At 63.2% G+C, this 15,358-nt stretch carries 12 protein-coding genes; 4 read left to right on the top strand and 8 right to left on the bottom strand.

Annotated features, from left to right (window positions below; translation table 11 throughout):
* From AFIDRAFT_RS08965 to AFIDRAFT_RS08955, 3 genes are read right to left on the bottom strand one after another with little or no spacing between them, the layout of a single operon-like run.
* Positions 1 to 1,425: a S8 family serine peptidase gene (locus tag AFIDRAFT_RS08965; protein WP_009338967.1), complete on the bottom strand. Its 1,425-nt coding sequence runs from the start codon at positions 1,423 to 1,425 to the stop codon at positions 1 to 3.
* 36 nt (positions 1,426 to 1,461) lie between these two features.
* The gene (locus AFIDRAFT_RS08960) at positions 1,462 to 2,124 is read right to left on the bottom strand and encodes a hypothetical protein (protein ID WP_009338966.1); all 663 of its coding nucleotides are present in this window, start codon (positions 2,122 to 2,124) and stop codon (positions 1,462 to 1,464) included.
* A complete protein-coding gene (locus AFIDRAFT_RS08955; RefSeq protein ID WP_040298228.1) occupies positions 2,121 to 2,690 on the bottom strand; it encodes a sigma-70 family RNA polymerase sigma factor in 570 nt (189 codons plus the stop codon). The genes AFIDRAFT_RS08960 and AFIDRAFT_RS08955 overlap by 4 nt, the downstream gene beginning before the upstream one ends.
* A gap of 316 nt (positions 2,691 to 3,006) precedes the next feature.
* Here AFIDRAFT_RS08955 and AFIDRAFT_RS08945 point away from each other — a divergent pair, with 316 nt between their 5' ends.
* Positions 3,007 to 4,146 (top strand): GGDEF domain-containing protein, encoded by a 1,140-nt coding sequence (locus tag AFIDRAFT_RS08945; RefSeq protein ID WP_009338964.1) that lies wholly within the window; start codon positions 3,007 to 3,009, stop codon positions 4,144 to 4,146.
* 55 nt (positions 4,147 to 4,201) lie between these two features.
* Positions 4,202 to 5,308 (top strand): DUF2336 domain-containing protein, encoded by a 1,107-nt coding sequence (locus tag AFIDRAFT_RS08940; RefSeq protein ID WP_040298315.1) that lies wholly within the window; start codon positions 4,202 to 4,204, stop codon positions 5,306 to 5,308.
* A gap of 17 nt (positions 5,309 to 5,325) precedes the next feature.
* Here AFIDRAFT_RS08940 and AFIDRAFT_RS08935 read toward each other — a convergent pair whose 3' ends face one another.
* Together AFIDRAFT_RS08935 and AFIDRAFT_RS08930 are read right to left on the bottom strand one after the other, a co-directional pair.
* The gene (locus AFIDRAFT_RS08935; protein ID WP_009338962.1) at positions 5,326 to 5,964 is read right to left on the bottom strand and encodes an NrsF family protein; all 639 of its coding nucleotides are present in this window, start codon (positions 5,962 to 5,964) and stop codon (positions 5,326 to 5,328) included.
* Positions 5,961 to 6,512: a sigma-70 family RNA polymerase sigma factor gene (locus AFIDRAFT_RS08930; protein WP_009338961.1), complete on the bottom strand. Its 552-nt coding sequence runs from the start codon at positions 6,510 to 6,512 to the stop codon at positions 5,961 to 5,963. Before AFIDRAFT_RS08930 ends, AFIDRAFT_RS08935 begins: the two co-directional genes overlap by 4 nt.
* A gap of 221 nt (positions 6,513 to 6,733) precedes the next feature.
* On the opposite strand from AFIDRAFT_RS08930, the gene AFIDRAFT_RS08925 reads away from it, so the two are divergent.
* On the top strand, positions 6,734 to 7,393 hold the full coding sequence (locus AFIDRAFT_RS08925) for a hypothetical protein (protein ID WP_009338960.1): 660 nt from the start codon (positions 6,734 to 6,736) through the stop codon (positions 7,391 to 7,393).
* Here AFIDRAFT_RS08925 and AFIDRAFT_RS08920 read toward each other — a convergent pair.
* The gene (locus tag AFIDRAFT_RS08920) at positions 7,383 to 9,221 is read right to left on the bottom strand and encodes an acetyl-CoA hydrolase/transferase C-terminal domain-containing protein (RefSeq protein WP_009338959.1); all 1,839 of its coding nucleotides are present in this window, start codon (positions 9,219 to 9,221) and stop codon (positions 7,383 to 7,385) included. The genes AFIDRAFT_RS08925 and AFIDRAFT_RS08920 overlap by 11 nt on opposite strands.
* Before the next feature lie 270 nt (positions 9,222 to 9,491).
* Here AFIDRAFT_RS08920 and AFIDRAFT_RS08915 point away from each other — a divergent pair, with 270 nt between their 5' ends.
* Positions 9,492 to 10,850 carry a TolC family outer membrane protein gene (locus tag AFIDRAFT_RS08915; protein ID WP_009338958.1) on the top strand — a complete coding sequence of 453 codons (1,359 nt, stop codon included), beginning with the start codon at positions 9,492 to 9,494 and terminating at the stop codon, positions 10,848 to 10,850.
* Between the two features lie 13 nt (positions 10,851 to 10,863).
* Here the strand turns inward: AFIDRAFT_RS08915 and AFIDRAFT_RS08910 are convergent, their stop codons facing one another.
* Both AFIDRAFT_RS08910 and AFIDRAFT_RS08905 read right to left on the bottom strand, forming a co-directional pair.
* The gene (locus tag AFIDRAFT_RS08910) at positions 10,864 to 13,992 is read right to left on the bottom strand and encodes an efflux RND transporter permease subunit (RefSeq protein WP_040298314.1); all 3,129 of its coding nucleotides are present in this window, start codon (positions 13,990 to 13,992) and stop codon (positions 10,864 to 10,866) included.
* 121 nt (positions 13,993 to 14,113) lie between these two features.
* On the bottom strand, positions 14,114 to 15,334 hold the full coding sequence (locus tag AFIDRAFT_RS08905) for an efflux RND transporter periplasmic adaptor subunit (RefSeq protein ID WP_197083252.1): 1,221 nt from the start codon (positions 15,332 to 15,334) through the stop codon (positions 14,114 to 14,116).
* Positions 15,335 to 15,358 lie beyond the last annotated feature (24 nt).

The following is a 15,358-nucleotide window of genomic DNA, read 5'->3' as shown; positions in this document are numbered from 1 at the left end:
TTAACGCGGCGCGGGCTTGAGCGGCTCCGACGCGGTGGCAACAGGCGCCGCCACCGCCGAGACGGCGGCAAAGGCATCGGCCTCCCCCGCCCCGAACCGGTCGTCGCGCCCGGCCGGGCCAAGGTCGCGGGCGGATTGTACCAGCGCCTGCCGCACTTCGTCGGCGGTGAGCGCGGGATTGCGCGCCAGCATCAAGGCCGCGAGCCCGCTGACATAGGCCGCCGACAACGACGTGCCGGACGAGACGCCGTATTTGCCGCCGGGCAGCGGCGCGAGAATGTCGACGCCGGGTGCTGCCACCGCGACATAGGCGCCCTGATTGGCTTTCGCGAAAATCGCATCGGAAGCATCGGTCGCGGTGACACCGATGACGTGCGGATCGGCGCCCGGAAACAGCGGCGCGGATTTCGGCCCGGCATTGCCGACCGCCGCCACCAGCACGATGTTCTTCGCCGCCGCTGCCGCAAGCCCACGTTCGACCACCTTGTCGCGGGGGCCAGCGAAACTCATGTTGATGATCTGCGCGCCGTTTGAAGCGGCATAATCGAGGCCTTTCAGCACAACAAAGGTGGTGCTCGACGCACCCGACTTGGCTTCCCCGAACGCGCGGATCGCCAGCAGCTTCGCGGCCGGAGCCGCGCCCTTGAGGGTCGCGTGCGCAGCGATGATGCCCGCGATGCTGGTGCCGTGCGCATGCGCGGTCTCCTTGCTGTCGAGCGCGTCGAACGTGGCCGCGATCGAGCCCGCAAGCTCGGGATGGTCGGTGTCGATGCCGGAATCGATCACCGCAACTCTGACTTTCTCACCGGTCGAGATCGCCTGCGCTTCCGGCAGCCGCAATTTCGCCAGCGCATACTGGAACGGCGCTTTGCCGCCCTGCTCATCCTGCAAACGGAAGATCGAATTGCGGTGCACCGATGTGATGCCGCGATCCGCGCTCAACTGCTTCACCACGGTGTCGACCGAGCGCCCGTCCGGAATCCGCCAGCGATAGAACGTGGTATCGAGCAGTGCGATGTGCTGCGACTGCACCTGCCGCAGCTTGTAACGCTTCGCGATGTCCCGCACCTGCGCGTCGGTCGGCTGACCCGCGATCTCGATCAGCACTTCGTTCGGCACGTAGGTCGGATCGGCCGCGACGGTGGTGCGCGAAGGCTTCTTCGACCCACGCTCCGGCGGCGGCTTGCGCGAACGCGGCGGACCGCCATCGATGCGGTCCTCGATCACCGGGCCGTAATGCAGGTTCGGCGAATAGCGCACGCTCGGATTGACCGGAATCCGGGGGCCGATATGGATGCTGGGGCCACCGACACTGAGATTGCGCATCTGCGCCCGCGCCGGTGTGATGGCTGGGGACGCCAATCCGATGGCCGCCGCAAGCAGCCAGATCTTCGGGCCGTTGAATGGATCGTGTCGCTTCGTCATGCCTTCACCCGTTCCGTATGAAGGAAATGCGAGAAATCACTGTGTCGCAGCGGCAAATGCCACGGTCTTGTCCGCCTTGACCTTGGCGATGAGCTGCTCCGCGTCCTTGGCTGCGAGCGTCGTGTCGCCGAATTTCACCGTGAACATGCCCGCCTGCGGCCCCGCCACGACGGAGGCGTGATAGGCCACGAGAAAGGCGGTGATCTGATCGAACGTGGCGTCGGACTTGAAGCCAACCAGAAGACGCGTGCCCGCCGTGGAAGCCTCGGACGACGCCGTCTGATATCCGCCGCCCTGCTTCATCACCGCCGTGGTGATGATGCCGGCCTGCAGCACCAGCGCGAGCATTGCCGCAGCCGCCGCCCAGCCGAGCGTGCGTGGCGACCATCCGTTGAAGAACGTCCCCAGGCGCGCCATCAATCCCGATGACGTCGACGCGCCACGCGCAGGCTCCGCCTCGATCGCCGCGAACAATTTTTCCAGCGCGCGGGTGGACGGCGCGCCGAGGTCTTCGTTCAGAAGCACGGTTTCGGCCAGTTCGTCCTTGATGATCTCGTATTGCTTGGCGAGCGCGGAATCCTTCGCGAGCGCGGCATCAACCAGCCGCGTCTCTTCGGCGCTCAGGGTGCCCGCCGCCCGCCAGGGCAGCAGCGCCTCGATCTTGCCGGGCTCGGCCAATTCCTTGTCTCTCGTCGTCATGGCCAGCCTCGCTCCACGCCGGCTTCCTTCAGAAGCTCGGCGAGTTTCTTGCGCGCATAGAACAGGCGCGTCTTCACCGTGTTCTCCGGGATGCCGACGATCTCGGCGACCTCCTCCACGGACTTCTCGTGGTAGTAGACCAGATCGACGATCTCCCGGTGGTCCTGCGACAGCTTTGCCAGACAGTTGCGCAGCACATTCCCGGTATCCTTCTTGGCGACCGTCACCTCCGGATTGTCGGACGTGTCCTCGATCGCCGCTGCTGTTTCGTCGTCGAGTTCCGCGTCCTTCTTCTTGCGCAGCGCCGACAACGCCTTGAACCTCGTGATCGCCAAGAGCCAGGTCGAAACGGCGGAGCGCCCTTCGAACTTCCCGGCCTGACGCCATACGTCCAGAAACACCTCGCTGATGAGATCTTCGGCGATCTGTTCCTTCCGCACCAGACGCAACGCGAACCGATAGACCCGGACATGGTGCCGTCCGTAGAGAACCTGCATGGCGAGACGATCGCCTTGGGCAATGCGGCCGATCAGGGATTCGTCCGAAGCGGCCTGTGTTGCACTCAATGGCTATCTCGCAAGGTTGGTCGCACGGGGACGTGATCGGGTTCGATAAAAACGTCTTTCGGCATCGCTGCCCGGAAGGCAGCGAAAATGCCCTCGAAGCAGGAGTTGGGCAAGCCGCGCCGATCCTGCTCGCATTTTACGGCCGCACCTCGGGCCGAAAACACAAAGCTCAAATGTAAGACATTGATATAATTATATATTTTTAGATTTCGAGCGGTACCGGCGTTTCTCGCAAAGACCGGCCGGTACCGCCAAATGATACCAAACCTAAACGCTTTGCTGACTAATTTACTCAAGAGCTGCGGGGTTTTACGATATGTGGGGAGCCGTCTTTCCACTCAAACTGATGGATCAACTGAGTTCAGCCGATGCGCCCGCATCGGACGTGCTGCCGCGCCGCGCCGTCCAGCGCCGCCAGATCCAGACCATCATGGCGCTCAGCTACCTGACCGATACCGCGGTGCTGGCGCTCTACGCCCTTGCCGGCACCACCAGCCTCACCACTCCGCCGGTGTTCCTCGTCTGCGCGCTGCTCAGCGTCACTTGCTTCGTCCTTCTCTCCGACGCGCATTTCAACGACCGCTTCAAGGATCATTATCTCGTCCTCCAGCAGATGGGCGTTAGCTTCCTGCTGATGCTCTCGTTCATGTATATCGTGCCGGAAGTCGGATGCGTGTTTCTCTGCTCGCTGTTCGTGATCGTGGCGCTCGGCTCGCTGCGCTCGACCATGCTGCAGATCGGCATTGCATGGGGCGTGCTCACGGCAGGTCTTGCGTGGCTGTTCCTGCTCACCACCATTCCGATCAGCATGCCGCACGGCACCTTCGCCGAGCGCTTCGCCACCCTGTTCCTGTTCGTGGTCACCATCGGCCGCTGCATGATGGTCGGCATGTTCTCCAGCGCGCTCAGAGAATCCTTCTACACGCAGGGACTGGCGCTGAAGGAAGCCTATCGGCGCATCGAGGAACTCGCCGAATTCGACGAACTGACCGGCGCACATAATCGACGCAGCATCATGCATGCGCTGGTCGAGGAGAGCGAACGCGCGATCCGCACCAAAAGCCCCTGCTCCATCGCACTGATCGACCTCGACTTCTTCAAGAAGATCAACGATCTTTATGGCCATCCCGTGGGCGACGAAGTGCTGCGCACCTTCGCTATCACCATGTTCGCCAACGTGCGGGCGATCGATAAATTCGGCCGCTATGGCGGCGAGGAATTTCTGCTGATCATGCCGGAGACGGCCGAGGACACCGCCGAGAAGGTGGCGGATCGCCTGCGCATGATCATCGCGGACATCGACTGGAATTCGATTTCGCCCGGCATCGCCGTGACGATGTCGGCAGGCGTGGCCACGCTGCGCCACGACGAGGCACCGGAGAACCTTCTACTGCGGGCCGACATGGCGCTGTATCGTGCCAAGGACCGTGGACGAAACAGAATCGAGCACGCTTAGAATGTTGTTTTCCCTCCGCGAGAATGTCGGCGGGTTGCCGTTTGGGACAGAAGTCATGAGTGCACACGCCGCCAACGCCACCAGTCTGTTGGCAGATCTTCAAGCCGCACTGACCCATGGAACGGTAGCACGCCGCGTCGAAACCCTCCGCCGCGTCACCGATCTGTTTCTGTACGCGCCTGCCGCCTATTCGGATGAACAGATCGCGCTGTTCGACGATGTATTCCAGTGCCTCCTGCTCAAGATGGAGCAATCGGCGAAGCAACTGCTGGCCGAGCGTCTCGCACAGGTGGCGGAAGCCCCGGCCGGTGTGATCCGTACGCTCGCGTTCGACGACATGATCGAAATTGCGGCCCCTGTCCTGTCCCATTCCGAAAAGCTCAACGAAGCAGCGCTGGTCGAGAACGCGCGAAAAAAGAGCCAGGGTCATCTGCTGGCGATTTCGAAGCGCAAGGTCCTGACCCACGCCGTCACCGATGTGCTGGTCGAGCGCGGTAATGACGATGTGGTTGAGAGCACGATCAACAATCCCGGCGCGGAATTCTCCGACAATGGATACTCGCGCCTGATCATGCGCGCCGAGGGGCACGACGGCATCGCGACCTGCCTTGGCCTGCGCCCCATTCCGCGGCATTTTTATCTGCAACTGGTAGCCAAGGCCTCCCACGCGGTTCGCACCAGACTTAATGAGGCCAACCCGCATTACGCCGCCGAAGTCGCCGCCGTGGTGAAGGATGTCGCGATCCAGGCCAGCGCCGCGAAAACCGAAGACACCATCCGCGCGCAGACGCTCGTCAAGCTGCTGCACAGCGACGGCCGCCTGAACGAGGCGCAGGTGGCGGCCTTCGCCGAACACGGCCGCGTCGAGGAAGTCTCCACCGCCATTGCGCTGATGACCGACGTGCCGATCCTCACCGTCGAGAACATGATGATCGAGCCACGCGCGGAAGGGCTGCTGGTGCTGGCGAAGGTCGCGGGCCTCAGCTGGGCGACGGTCGAAAAGATCCTGAAGGCGCGCCATGCGGTCGGCGACGTTGGAGTCTCGACAAGCCTTGCCGAATATCACGACCACTTCAACCTGCTGCGGCCCGCCACCGCCCAGCAGGTGCTGCGCTTCTACCGGATGCGCGAGGCCGGCACGATCCCTGCGGCGGCTTCCTAGAACCGCAAGACCCGTTCCTAGAACCGCAAGACCCGGCGCCCGGCCATCGCCCCGATGAGCGTCACGAAAGCCGCCGCCAGCGTGTACCAGGTCGCCACGAACAAGGGCGAATCGTCTGCGCAATGCGAGGCATAGAGCGTCGCGCCCAGCCCCGCCGACATCAATCCCGCCAGCGCACCCAGCAGCATCGGGTGCGAAGTCGCTCCCTTGCGCAGCATCAACAGCGTGGCGATCAGGAACGGTGCCGAGAACAGCGGAATCGACGACATGCAGGCCATCGAGTTAGACCCGACCAGCCGGCCCTCCCAGTTCACGCGCTGAGGCACGGCGAAGTCCGCGACGATGCCGATGCCGAGCAGGCCTACGGGCAGCGCGAGCAGCCACATCCAGCCATGCAGCGAGGCATTCGGACGCGACAGATGCAGGCTCAACGCCGCGGCGCTCGATGCCAGCGCCAGCGTGACCAGGAATTTCAGATCGAAGAACGGATTGTAGATCGCCGTCGCGATATCCGGCCGCGGGCCGAGGCTCACCATGAACAGCACCGCCGACAGCGGCAACGCCGCGCAAATGCCCGCCAGCAGCCAGAGCCAGACCGGCTGCATCCGCGAAGGGTGATCGGCGACAAGGCTTGCGATGAGATCGTCGGTTTTCATATCAGGTCTTTCCGTGCACGCGCCGCGAGGGTCGAAAGTCCGCGGTGAAGCGCCACCCGCACCGCACCTTCCTTCATCTCGAACTTCTTCGCCGTCTCGGTAATCGACAGCCCGTCAACCGAAATCGATTGCAGCACGTCGCGCTGGCGCTGCGGCAGCGTCTTCAGATGCGCCTCGATGTCCACGCCGTTCGTCACTTCCGGCGCTTCCTCGCCGGGAAGCACGTCGGTGAAATCGTCGATATCCAAGAACACCCGGCGGCCGCGGCGGCGCAGCGCGTCGATCAGCTTGTTGCGCGCGATGGTGAACAGCCACGGCGCGAACGGCGCCTTGGCGTCCCATGTGTGTCGCTTCAGATGCACGGCGAGCAAAGTATCCTGCACGATATCCTCGGACTGATCGGGCGATTGCCCGGCACGCAACAGACCGCGCCGCGCCGCCGCCCTCAAGACCGGCGTGATGGCCGACAGGAGACGATGGTAGGCGGCGGTGTCACCCGCATTGGCCGACCGCATCAGGTCGGTCCATTCATGTTCCTGGCCGCGCACCGCGTTCCCTCTAGATGGTACGGGCTGTTTTCTAGAATGTTACAGCAGCCCGTGGCAAATCCTCAGGTTCCCACCTGCACCCCGGAGGCCGGTCCGTCGTCCCGCCCCTCCAGGCCGGTTTGAACCAAAGATTCCCAGCTTTTGCCGCGATGTGGCCACCTCCGGCAGGCCATTCTGGGCGCGGGCGCTGGGCAAAATAGAGAAACAACGGAGACGAGATCATGCGACGGAGAATCCGTTATGCGCTGATCATGGCCGCCATGGCCTTCGCCTGGGCCGCCGGAAACGCCGAGCCAGTGCAGGCCGCGCCGCAAACCGAGGCGGCAGCCTCCAGCGCAAAGCCGCTCGCGCTCGGTAAGTTCACTAAGCTCCGCAAGAAGCACGTCCGCCATCATCGTTCTTCAAAGAAGCATCACGCCAGCGCCAAGGATTCCTCAAAGGTTTCTTCCAAGACCGGCAAAGACGACGGAGCCCAAACCGCCAACGGGGCCGAGGCAGATGCAGCCCTGTCACCCTCCGTCGCCAATGCCCATGCCGAACTGACCAGCCCTCCTCTGGAGCAGCCGATGTTCGCACAGAACATGCTGCCCGATTCCTCCACCCTGACGGACACCGACAAGGCCGCCACGGCTGAGCCGGTGCCGAACGGCGTTCAGGTCACCACGTCCGATCAGTTGAACGACATGGACCGCGAGGCCACGGCCGCCCCGGCAGCAACGCCTGAGCCCACCCCCGTCGCGCTGGCGCAGGTTGCCCAGCCCGCCGTCGCTTCGACAGGCGATGAATCCGCATGGCGCAGCGCTTCGCTGATCGGGAAAATCTTCATCGCCTTCGGCGTGATGCTGACACTCGCCTCCGCTGCGCGGATAATTATCGCCTGAGGGCGCCGCGCAACAACCAGCAATAGAGATGCTCGCGCATCGTCGCGGGCGCGTCCAGCCCCATGCGCGCGAGACAATCGGCATCCTCCGTGCTGCTTGCCGACAAGCCGCGCCATAGGAGCGACAACAGCGCAGCGGGACTTGATGAGGCTTGCTGCAAGCTCTGTAAGGCCGGAATCAAACGCTGCTCGGTGGCGGTGAAATCCGTTCCGAACGGAAACTCCGGCAGCAGTCCCTTCTCCCGCAACGGCGCAAGCGCGCGCGCAATGCGTTCGGGCGTGTTGGTACGATAGGCAGACGGAATCTCGTAACCCAGCGGCAGCTTGCCCGCTGCCTTGGCCTGCCGCATCAGTTCATCCTGAAAGCGCGAATCCGAAACGCACAGCATCGCCGCGATCACCTCGGCGTCGGATTTTCCGCGCAGATCGGCGATGCCGTATTCCGTCACCACGATGTCGCGGAGGTGCCGCGGAATGGTGGTGTGGTCGTACGACCAGCGGATGTTCGATTCCAGCCGCTTGCCGTTGTGGCGCGTGGCTTCAAGCGTCAGGATCGAACGCGCACCGTCCAATGCGAAGGATTGCGCGACGAAATTATACTGCCCGCCGACACCGCTCACCATCTGACCGTTGCTGAGACCATCGGAGATAGCATCGCCAAGCAGCGTCACCATCATCGCATTGTTGACGAAGCGCGCCTTTGGCCGCCCGATGCGCTTCGCGTCCTCGTCACCGTAAAGCTCGTTGGTGAAGGACACCGGCATCATCTGGATGCGATTAAGCCTGTCCTGCGGCATCTCGCGCAGCGCGCGGTAGAACGATTTCGGCCCAAGGAAGAACGCCGCGTGCAACCATGCACCATCGACTTCGCGGCGCACGATGCCCGCCTCGATCAGACCAAGGAATGCCTCGAAGAACATTTCGCTGAGGCCGTTCAACCCTTCTTTGAACGGCGCAAGCACGCGGGCGGGTTCGCCCGGCGAAAAACTGCTTACTGCCGTGCAAAAATCTACGTTGTTGCGATCACGGACAATGAGGCATTGCGCCAGCGCATCACCCACCTGCCCGATTCCGATCTGCAATGTGCCGCCATCCTCGATCAGCGTCGCTGCGTGAAGGCCAATGGCATATTTCGCATCGCCGACCGGTTCGGACGGCGGCGCGAACAGTGGGAAGTCCGTCTCCGCGCTATCGAGAATGGCGTGGAATTCGGACGCCGGCAGATCGCCCGGCCCCGGCATAAACGGCAGTTCGGAATTCACCTGCCCGATCAGCTTGAAATCGATCTTGCCCTCCGCGCGCGCCTTGAGAAGGTCGAGCGTGGTGTCGGTGTTGCAACTCAGGCTGTAGCGCACTTCGCCGTTCACGACACGCTTGGCGACGAGTTGCAGCACGACGTTGAGGCCGCGCGTCAGCATCCCCGCGACGGCATGGGTGTAGTTCGCCGCGATGTAATGCTGCTGGGCGTAACCGTTGTGCAGCCACTTGCCCGCGAGGAAGAAGAATTCCGTGATCTCGATGTTCTCTGGCAGGATGCCCGCATGCAGCCATTTGGCGTAATCGAGGTCCGGATAGCCGCCAAACAATCGCTCGATCACCGGGCCGATGAAGCGTCGCTCCAGATCGGATTTCGGGGTGGGCTTTTCCAGCGTCAGTGCTGTGAAGATCGTCAGGTGGATCGCAGAATCCGCCGCCGCCCGCTCACATAAAGCATTGGCGATATGGTTGGCCTTGCCGAGCCCGAGCGGCAGGCCGACCACCAGTCTGGGGCCGCACTCGCGCAGGACCGCGTCCACAAGCGTATGGGCGTCGGCATAAATCCTGGACATGCTGTTTCGACCCACCGTTTCGCACTGCCGGAGCCGGGCCGACTGTCATCACCCGTGCGGCAAGGTCAAGCAAATTAGGCATCTTCCGCGTTCATCGCGGTCGGATTGCCACAGCCGCCAACATTTTCACGGGACAGTTTGCCCAAGGTTTGCTCAAGCCCCGCCCGGCCAGTATGACTGCCCCCAAAGTTGAGGTATCCGCTGTCGCGGGGACCTTTGTGATCGGGCGTCATGATTCGTTGGCATTCACAGCAGAGTTACGGAGCGGTGATGGCCCTGTTGCTGCTAGGCGCAGCTTCGGGCTCGCGCCCTGCATTCGCCGAAACGCTGCAGGACGCACTGGTGAAGGCCTATCAGTCCAGCCCGCAATTGAACGCCTCCCGCGCCCAGCAGCGCGCCACCGATGAAAACGTGCCGCAAGCGCTGTCAGGTTACCGGCCGCAGATCATCGCCAGCCTGTCCGCCGGCCTGCAGACCGTCCGCAATACCCTGCCTGATAATTCGATCCAGACCCAGGGACAGAAACCCTGGCAGATCGGCGTCACCGTCACGCAGACGCTGTTCAACGGCTTCAAGACCTCGTCCAGCGTGCGGGTCGCAGAATTCCAGGTGCTGTCAGGGCGCGAGGCGCTGCGCAATACCGGCCAGGGCGTGCTACTCGACGCCGTGACCGCTTACATGAATGTGATCGCCAATCAGGCGCTGGTCGAGACCCAGAAGCTCAATGTGCAATTCCTGCGCGAAACGCTGGGTGTCGCCCGCACCCGTCTTGCGGCAGGCGATGTCACGCCCACCGACACCGCGCAGGCCGAGGCGCGGCTCAGTCGCGGGCTGGCCGACCTGAACGCGGCGCAGGTCGCGCTTCAGGTCAGCGAGGCCACCTATGCTCAGGTGATCGGTGAGCGGCCCGGCCATCTGGCCGCCGCCCCCACGGTCGATCGCTTCATCCCTCATACCCAGCAGGCATCGATCGATCTGGCCATCAAGCAGAATCCGGCGGTGATCGCGGCGACCTACGATGTCGACGTCGCGACCACGACGATCAGCGTCGCGGAATCGAGTCTGATGCCGCAGGTGACCGTGCAGGGCAACGTGCTGCGCCAATCGGACGGCGACCCCTATCTCAGCGTGAAGCGCGCCGATCAGGCCACGGTGGTCGGCCAGCTCACCATGCCGATCTATGACGGCGGCCTCGCCGCGTCGCAGACCCGCCAGTCGAAGGAGCTGGCGATGCAGAGCCGTCAGGTGCTGGAGCAAGTCCGCAATCAGGCGCGGACGGCTGCCCTCAGCGCCTTCATCACCAATGAAGGTGCCAAGGTCGCCCTCTCTGCCGCCGAAAGCGAAGTGAAAGCCGCAACGGTCGCGCTTGCGGGCGTCCGGCGCGAGGCTCAAGCCGGCCAGCGCACCACGCTCGACGTGCTGAACGCACAGGCCGATCTCACCGCCGCGCGCAGCCGCCAGATCCTCAGCCAGCGCGACCGGGTGATCGCCTCCTACACGCTGCTCAGCGCCATCGGCAAGCTCGACGTCCGCACATTGGGCCTCAACACGCCGGATTACCTGCCCGAGGTGCACTACCATCAGGTACGCGACGCCTGGCACGGCCTGCGCACCCCGTCAGGGCAATAACTCAGGTTGTAACTTAAGCTTGCTCGCGCCCGCGCCGCGAGAAAAGCAGGATCAGCACCGGCAGCGTGACGAGGATCACGATCGGCGCGAGCGCCATGCCGGACACCACCACCAGCGCCAGCGGCTTCTGCACCTGCGAGCCGATGCCCGTCGACAAGGCTGCAGGCAGCAAGCCAATGCCCGCGACGGCGCAGGTCATCAGCACGGGCCGCATCTGCAATTCGCCGGTGCGGATCACCGCCTTGACGCGATCCACACCCTCATCGATGAGCTGATTGTATTGCGACAGCATGATGATGCCGTCCATCACCGCGATGCCGAACAACGCGATGAAGCCGATCGCCGCCGACACGCTGAATGGCACACCGCTGAACAAGAGGCCGAGCACGCCGCCAAGCACCGCCATCGGGATCACGCTCATCGCGAGCATGGTGTCAACCATCGAGCCGAAATTGAACCACAGCAGAACGCCAATCAATGCGAGGCTGATCGGCACCACGATCGACAGCCGCTTGATCGCATCCTGCAAATTGCTGAACTCGCCGACCCACTCGAGATGCGTGCCCGGAGGCAGCTTCACCTCGGCGGCCACCTTCTCCTGCGCTTCGCGGATGGTGCTGCCAAGGTCGCGCTCGCGCACCGAGAACTTGATCGGCAGATAGCGTTCCTGCTGTTCCCGGTAGATGTAGGCCGCGCCGGAAACGAGCTTGATCGTCGCAACCTCGCTCAACGGAATCTGCGTGATGCCGTTCGGCCCCTGCGCCGCAATCCGCAGGTTGCGGATGCTTTCGGCACTCTTGCGATATTCCGGCGCGAGGCGAACGACAATCGGGAAATGACGGTCGCTGCCCGGCTCATACAGGTCACCTGCGCTGTCGCCGCCGATGGCGACGCGGATGGTGGCGTTGATGTCGCCCGGGGACAGCCCGTAGCGCGCCGCGCGGACGCGGTCGACATCGATCTGGATCGTCGGCTGCCCGAGCGAGGTGAACACCGACAGGTCGGCGATGCCCCGTACCGTCGCCAGCACCGACTTGATCTTGTTGGCCGTCTCCGTGAGTTCGACGAGATCGTTGCCGAACAGCTTGATCGAATTCTCGCCCTTCACGCCCGACACCGCTTCCGCGACGTTGTCCTGCAGATATTGCGAGAAGTTGAATTCGACGCCCGGGAACTTCGCCTGCAACTGCGCCAGTAGTTCAGACGTCACCTCGTCCTTGTCGTGCGTCCCGGGCCACTGGCTCACGGGCTTCAGCGGCGCAAAGAATTCCGCATTGAAGAAGCCTGCGGCATCGGTGCCGTCATCCGGGCGGCCATGCTGCGACACCACTGACTGCACTTCCGGCCGCTCAGCAATCAGGCGCCGCATCTCGTTGACGTAGGTGTTGCCTGCTTCGAGCGAGATGGTGGATGGCAGCGTGGCGCGAATCCACAGGTTGCCCTCCTCGAGCTTCGGCAGGAATTCCAGCCCGAGCATCCGGATCGCGATGAAAGTGAAAACCAGCAGCACACCTGCTGCGGTGATCACGTATCTGGTGTGCGCCACTACCCAATTCAGCAACGGCCCGTAGCGCGCATGCAACCAGCGCACCACTCGCGTTTCGACCTCGTGAACATGCGCGGGCAGGATGATGGCGCTGAGCGCCGGCGTCACGGTGAAAGTTGCAAGCAAGCCGCCGACCAGCGCGTAGGCATAGGTTCGCGCCATCGGGCCGAAGATATTGCCCTCGACACCGCTCAGCGTGAACAGCGGCAGGAAGGCTGCAATGATGATCGCCGCGGCAAAGAAGATCGAACGCGACACGTCGGCGGCCGCGCTGAAAATCCCGTGACTCTTCATCCCCATCATTGTCTCGGGCGAAATCGCCTCTTCCTCGGTCGGGGACAGTTCGGTGCCGTGCGACAGCCGCCGGAAGATCGCCTCCACCATGATGACGGTACCGTCCACGATCAGGCCGAAGTCGATAGCGCCGACCGACAGCAGATTCGCGGATTCGCCCCGCAGCACGAGAATGATGACAGCGAAAAACAGCGCGAACGGAATCGTCGCGCCGACGATCAGCGCGCTGCGCAGATCGCCCAGGAACAGCCATTGCAACAATACGATCAGGATGATGCCGACGACCATGTTGTGCAGCACCGTTGCCGTCGTGGTATCGATCAGGTCCTGACGATCGTAGATGCGCTCGATGCGCACGCCGGGCGGCAGGATATTGGACTTGTTGATTGTGTCGACCATCTGGGTGACGCGCGCGATGGTCGGCGAGCTTTTCTCGCCACGACGCATCAGCACGATGCCCTGCACGATGTCGTCGGCATCGTTCATTCCGGCGATGCCGAGCCGTGGCTTGTAACCGATCTCGACCTTGGCGACATCCTTCACCAGGATCGGGTTGCCGGCGCTCTGCGAGATCATGGTGTTGGCGAGATCGTCCACCGAGCGGATCAGGCCGACACCGCGCACCACCGCCGACTGTGTGCCGATATTGACGGTGCTGCCGCCAACATTGATGTTGGCATTACTGACCGCCTGCAGCAATTGCGGCAACGACAGGCCCGCCGCCGCGAGCTTGTTGAAATCGACCTGCAACTCGTAGGTCTTGGTCTTGCCGCCCCAACCGGTGACGTCGATTACGCCCGGCACCGCACGGAAACGGCGCTGCAACACCCAATCCTGCAAGGTCTTGAGATCGAGCACGCTGTAATTTGGCGGCCCAACCAGACGATAGCGGTAGATTTCGCCGACCGCACTCAGTGGCGAAATCCCAGGCTGGGCTCCCCCGGGCAATGGCGACAATTGCCCCAGCCGGTTCAGAACCTGCTGCAAAGCCTCTTCATAGGTATAATCGAACGAGAACTGCAGTTTGACGTCGGATAACCCGTAGAGCGAGATCGTGCGGATGACACGCAGGTTCTTGATGCCCGCCACTTGGGTTTCGATCGGGATCGTAATGTAGCGCTCAATCTCCTCGGCCGACATGCCCGCGCTTTGCGTGACGACGTCCACCATCGGCGCGGTCGGATCGGGATAGGCCTCGATGTTGAGCTTCTCGAACGCGATCAGGCCGCCGATCACCACCGCGGCAAAAATGCCGAGAATGAGGAAGCGGCGATGAACAGCCAGCGAGACGAGACGGTCGATCAATCCAGCGCCCCTCGATAGGAGGCCTGTCGCAGGCCGTCTGCGCCGGTGGCTTCATGCCTGCCGCAGACGCTCTGATTTGGCCGCACACTGCGGCATCGGCGGATGGATTGAGCCATTATTAGCTGCCGGACGCGGCACGATCGATGAACAGCCCGCCCTTGACGACGACCTGCTCGCCGGGACGGAGGTTTTCCGTCACCTCGACAAGATTGCCGCTCGACAGGCCGACCTTCACCGGGCGCAATTCGATGGTCTTGTTGTCATGCGCGACCCAAAGCCGGACATTCTCCGCCTCGTAGATCAGGGCCTGCTTCGGCACCGCCACCGCAGGATGGTCGCCCGGCGAAAAGATCGTGACGTTGGCGAACATTTCCGGCTTCAGGCTGCCGTCGGAATTGTCGATGGTGGCGCGGATGGTCAGCCGCCGTGTCACCGGATCGATCGCGGTCGCGACATAATTGATCCGCGCGGTGCGCGTACGCCCCGGCGACGACAAAACGGTGAAGGAGACGTCCTGTCCTACCGCGACATCGTCGGCGTCCACCTCGCGGACATAGCCGGTCAGCCACACGGTCGACAGATCGCCGATCACGAAAACAGGATCAGTCGCGCCCGCGTTGATGTATTGCCCCGGCCCGACCTTGCGCTGGACCACGGTGCCCGCGATCGGCGACACGACGGTCAACTCCGGATTGATGCTGCCCTTGTCCTGGAAGGAGGCGATGGCGGCATCGCTCAGGCCGAGAATCTTCAGGCGGTTGCGTGACGCTTCAAGCGCCGTCTGCGCCGAACGCATGTCGTTTTCCGCCTGCACCTCCGTCGCCTGAGCGGACTGGTAGTCCTTCAGCGGAACGGCCTTGCCGTCGAACAATTCCTTGGCGCGCTTGCCCTGCGTCTGCGCGAGATCGAGCGCTGACCGCGCCTTGTTGGTCGCGGTCAGCGCCGCGATAAACTCGTTCTGGGCCTGCACGGTGTCGGTGGCCTCGAGCACGAACAGAGGCTGCCCCTGCTCGACATGATCGCCCGCGCGCACCAAGAGTTTCGTCACACGCCCGGTGTAGGGCGAGAACACCTGGGTGGAGCGATCCTCGTCGATGGAAATCTTGCCTTCGGTGATGTGCTCGGCGCGGAACACCTTTTGCGTGGCAGGCATCACCGTCAGGCTCGCCCATTCCACCGCCGTCGGCTTGTAGCGGGTCGGATCGCGGGCCGCCTTGCTGGAAATGTCGGACAGTTGCGGGTCCGGAGACAGAAGATGGACGCCGCCGTAAATCACAGCACCAGCGCCCAGCACGGCGCAAAGACCGAACACGGCCCGCTTGGGCCCGATCCGGGCAATGATATCCTTCAAGGAAGGGCGGTG

The organism is Afipia sp. 1NLS2, assembly GCF_000178995.1.
In the GTDB taxonomy this organism is placed as follows: Bacteria; Pseudomonadota; Alphaproteobacteria; order Rhizobiales; family Xanthobacteraceae; genus Afipia.
Note: the sequence above shows the minus strand (reverse complement) of the source record. Positions and strands in the feature narration are given on the sequence as shown.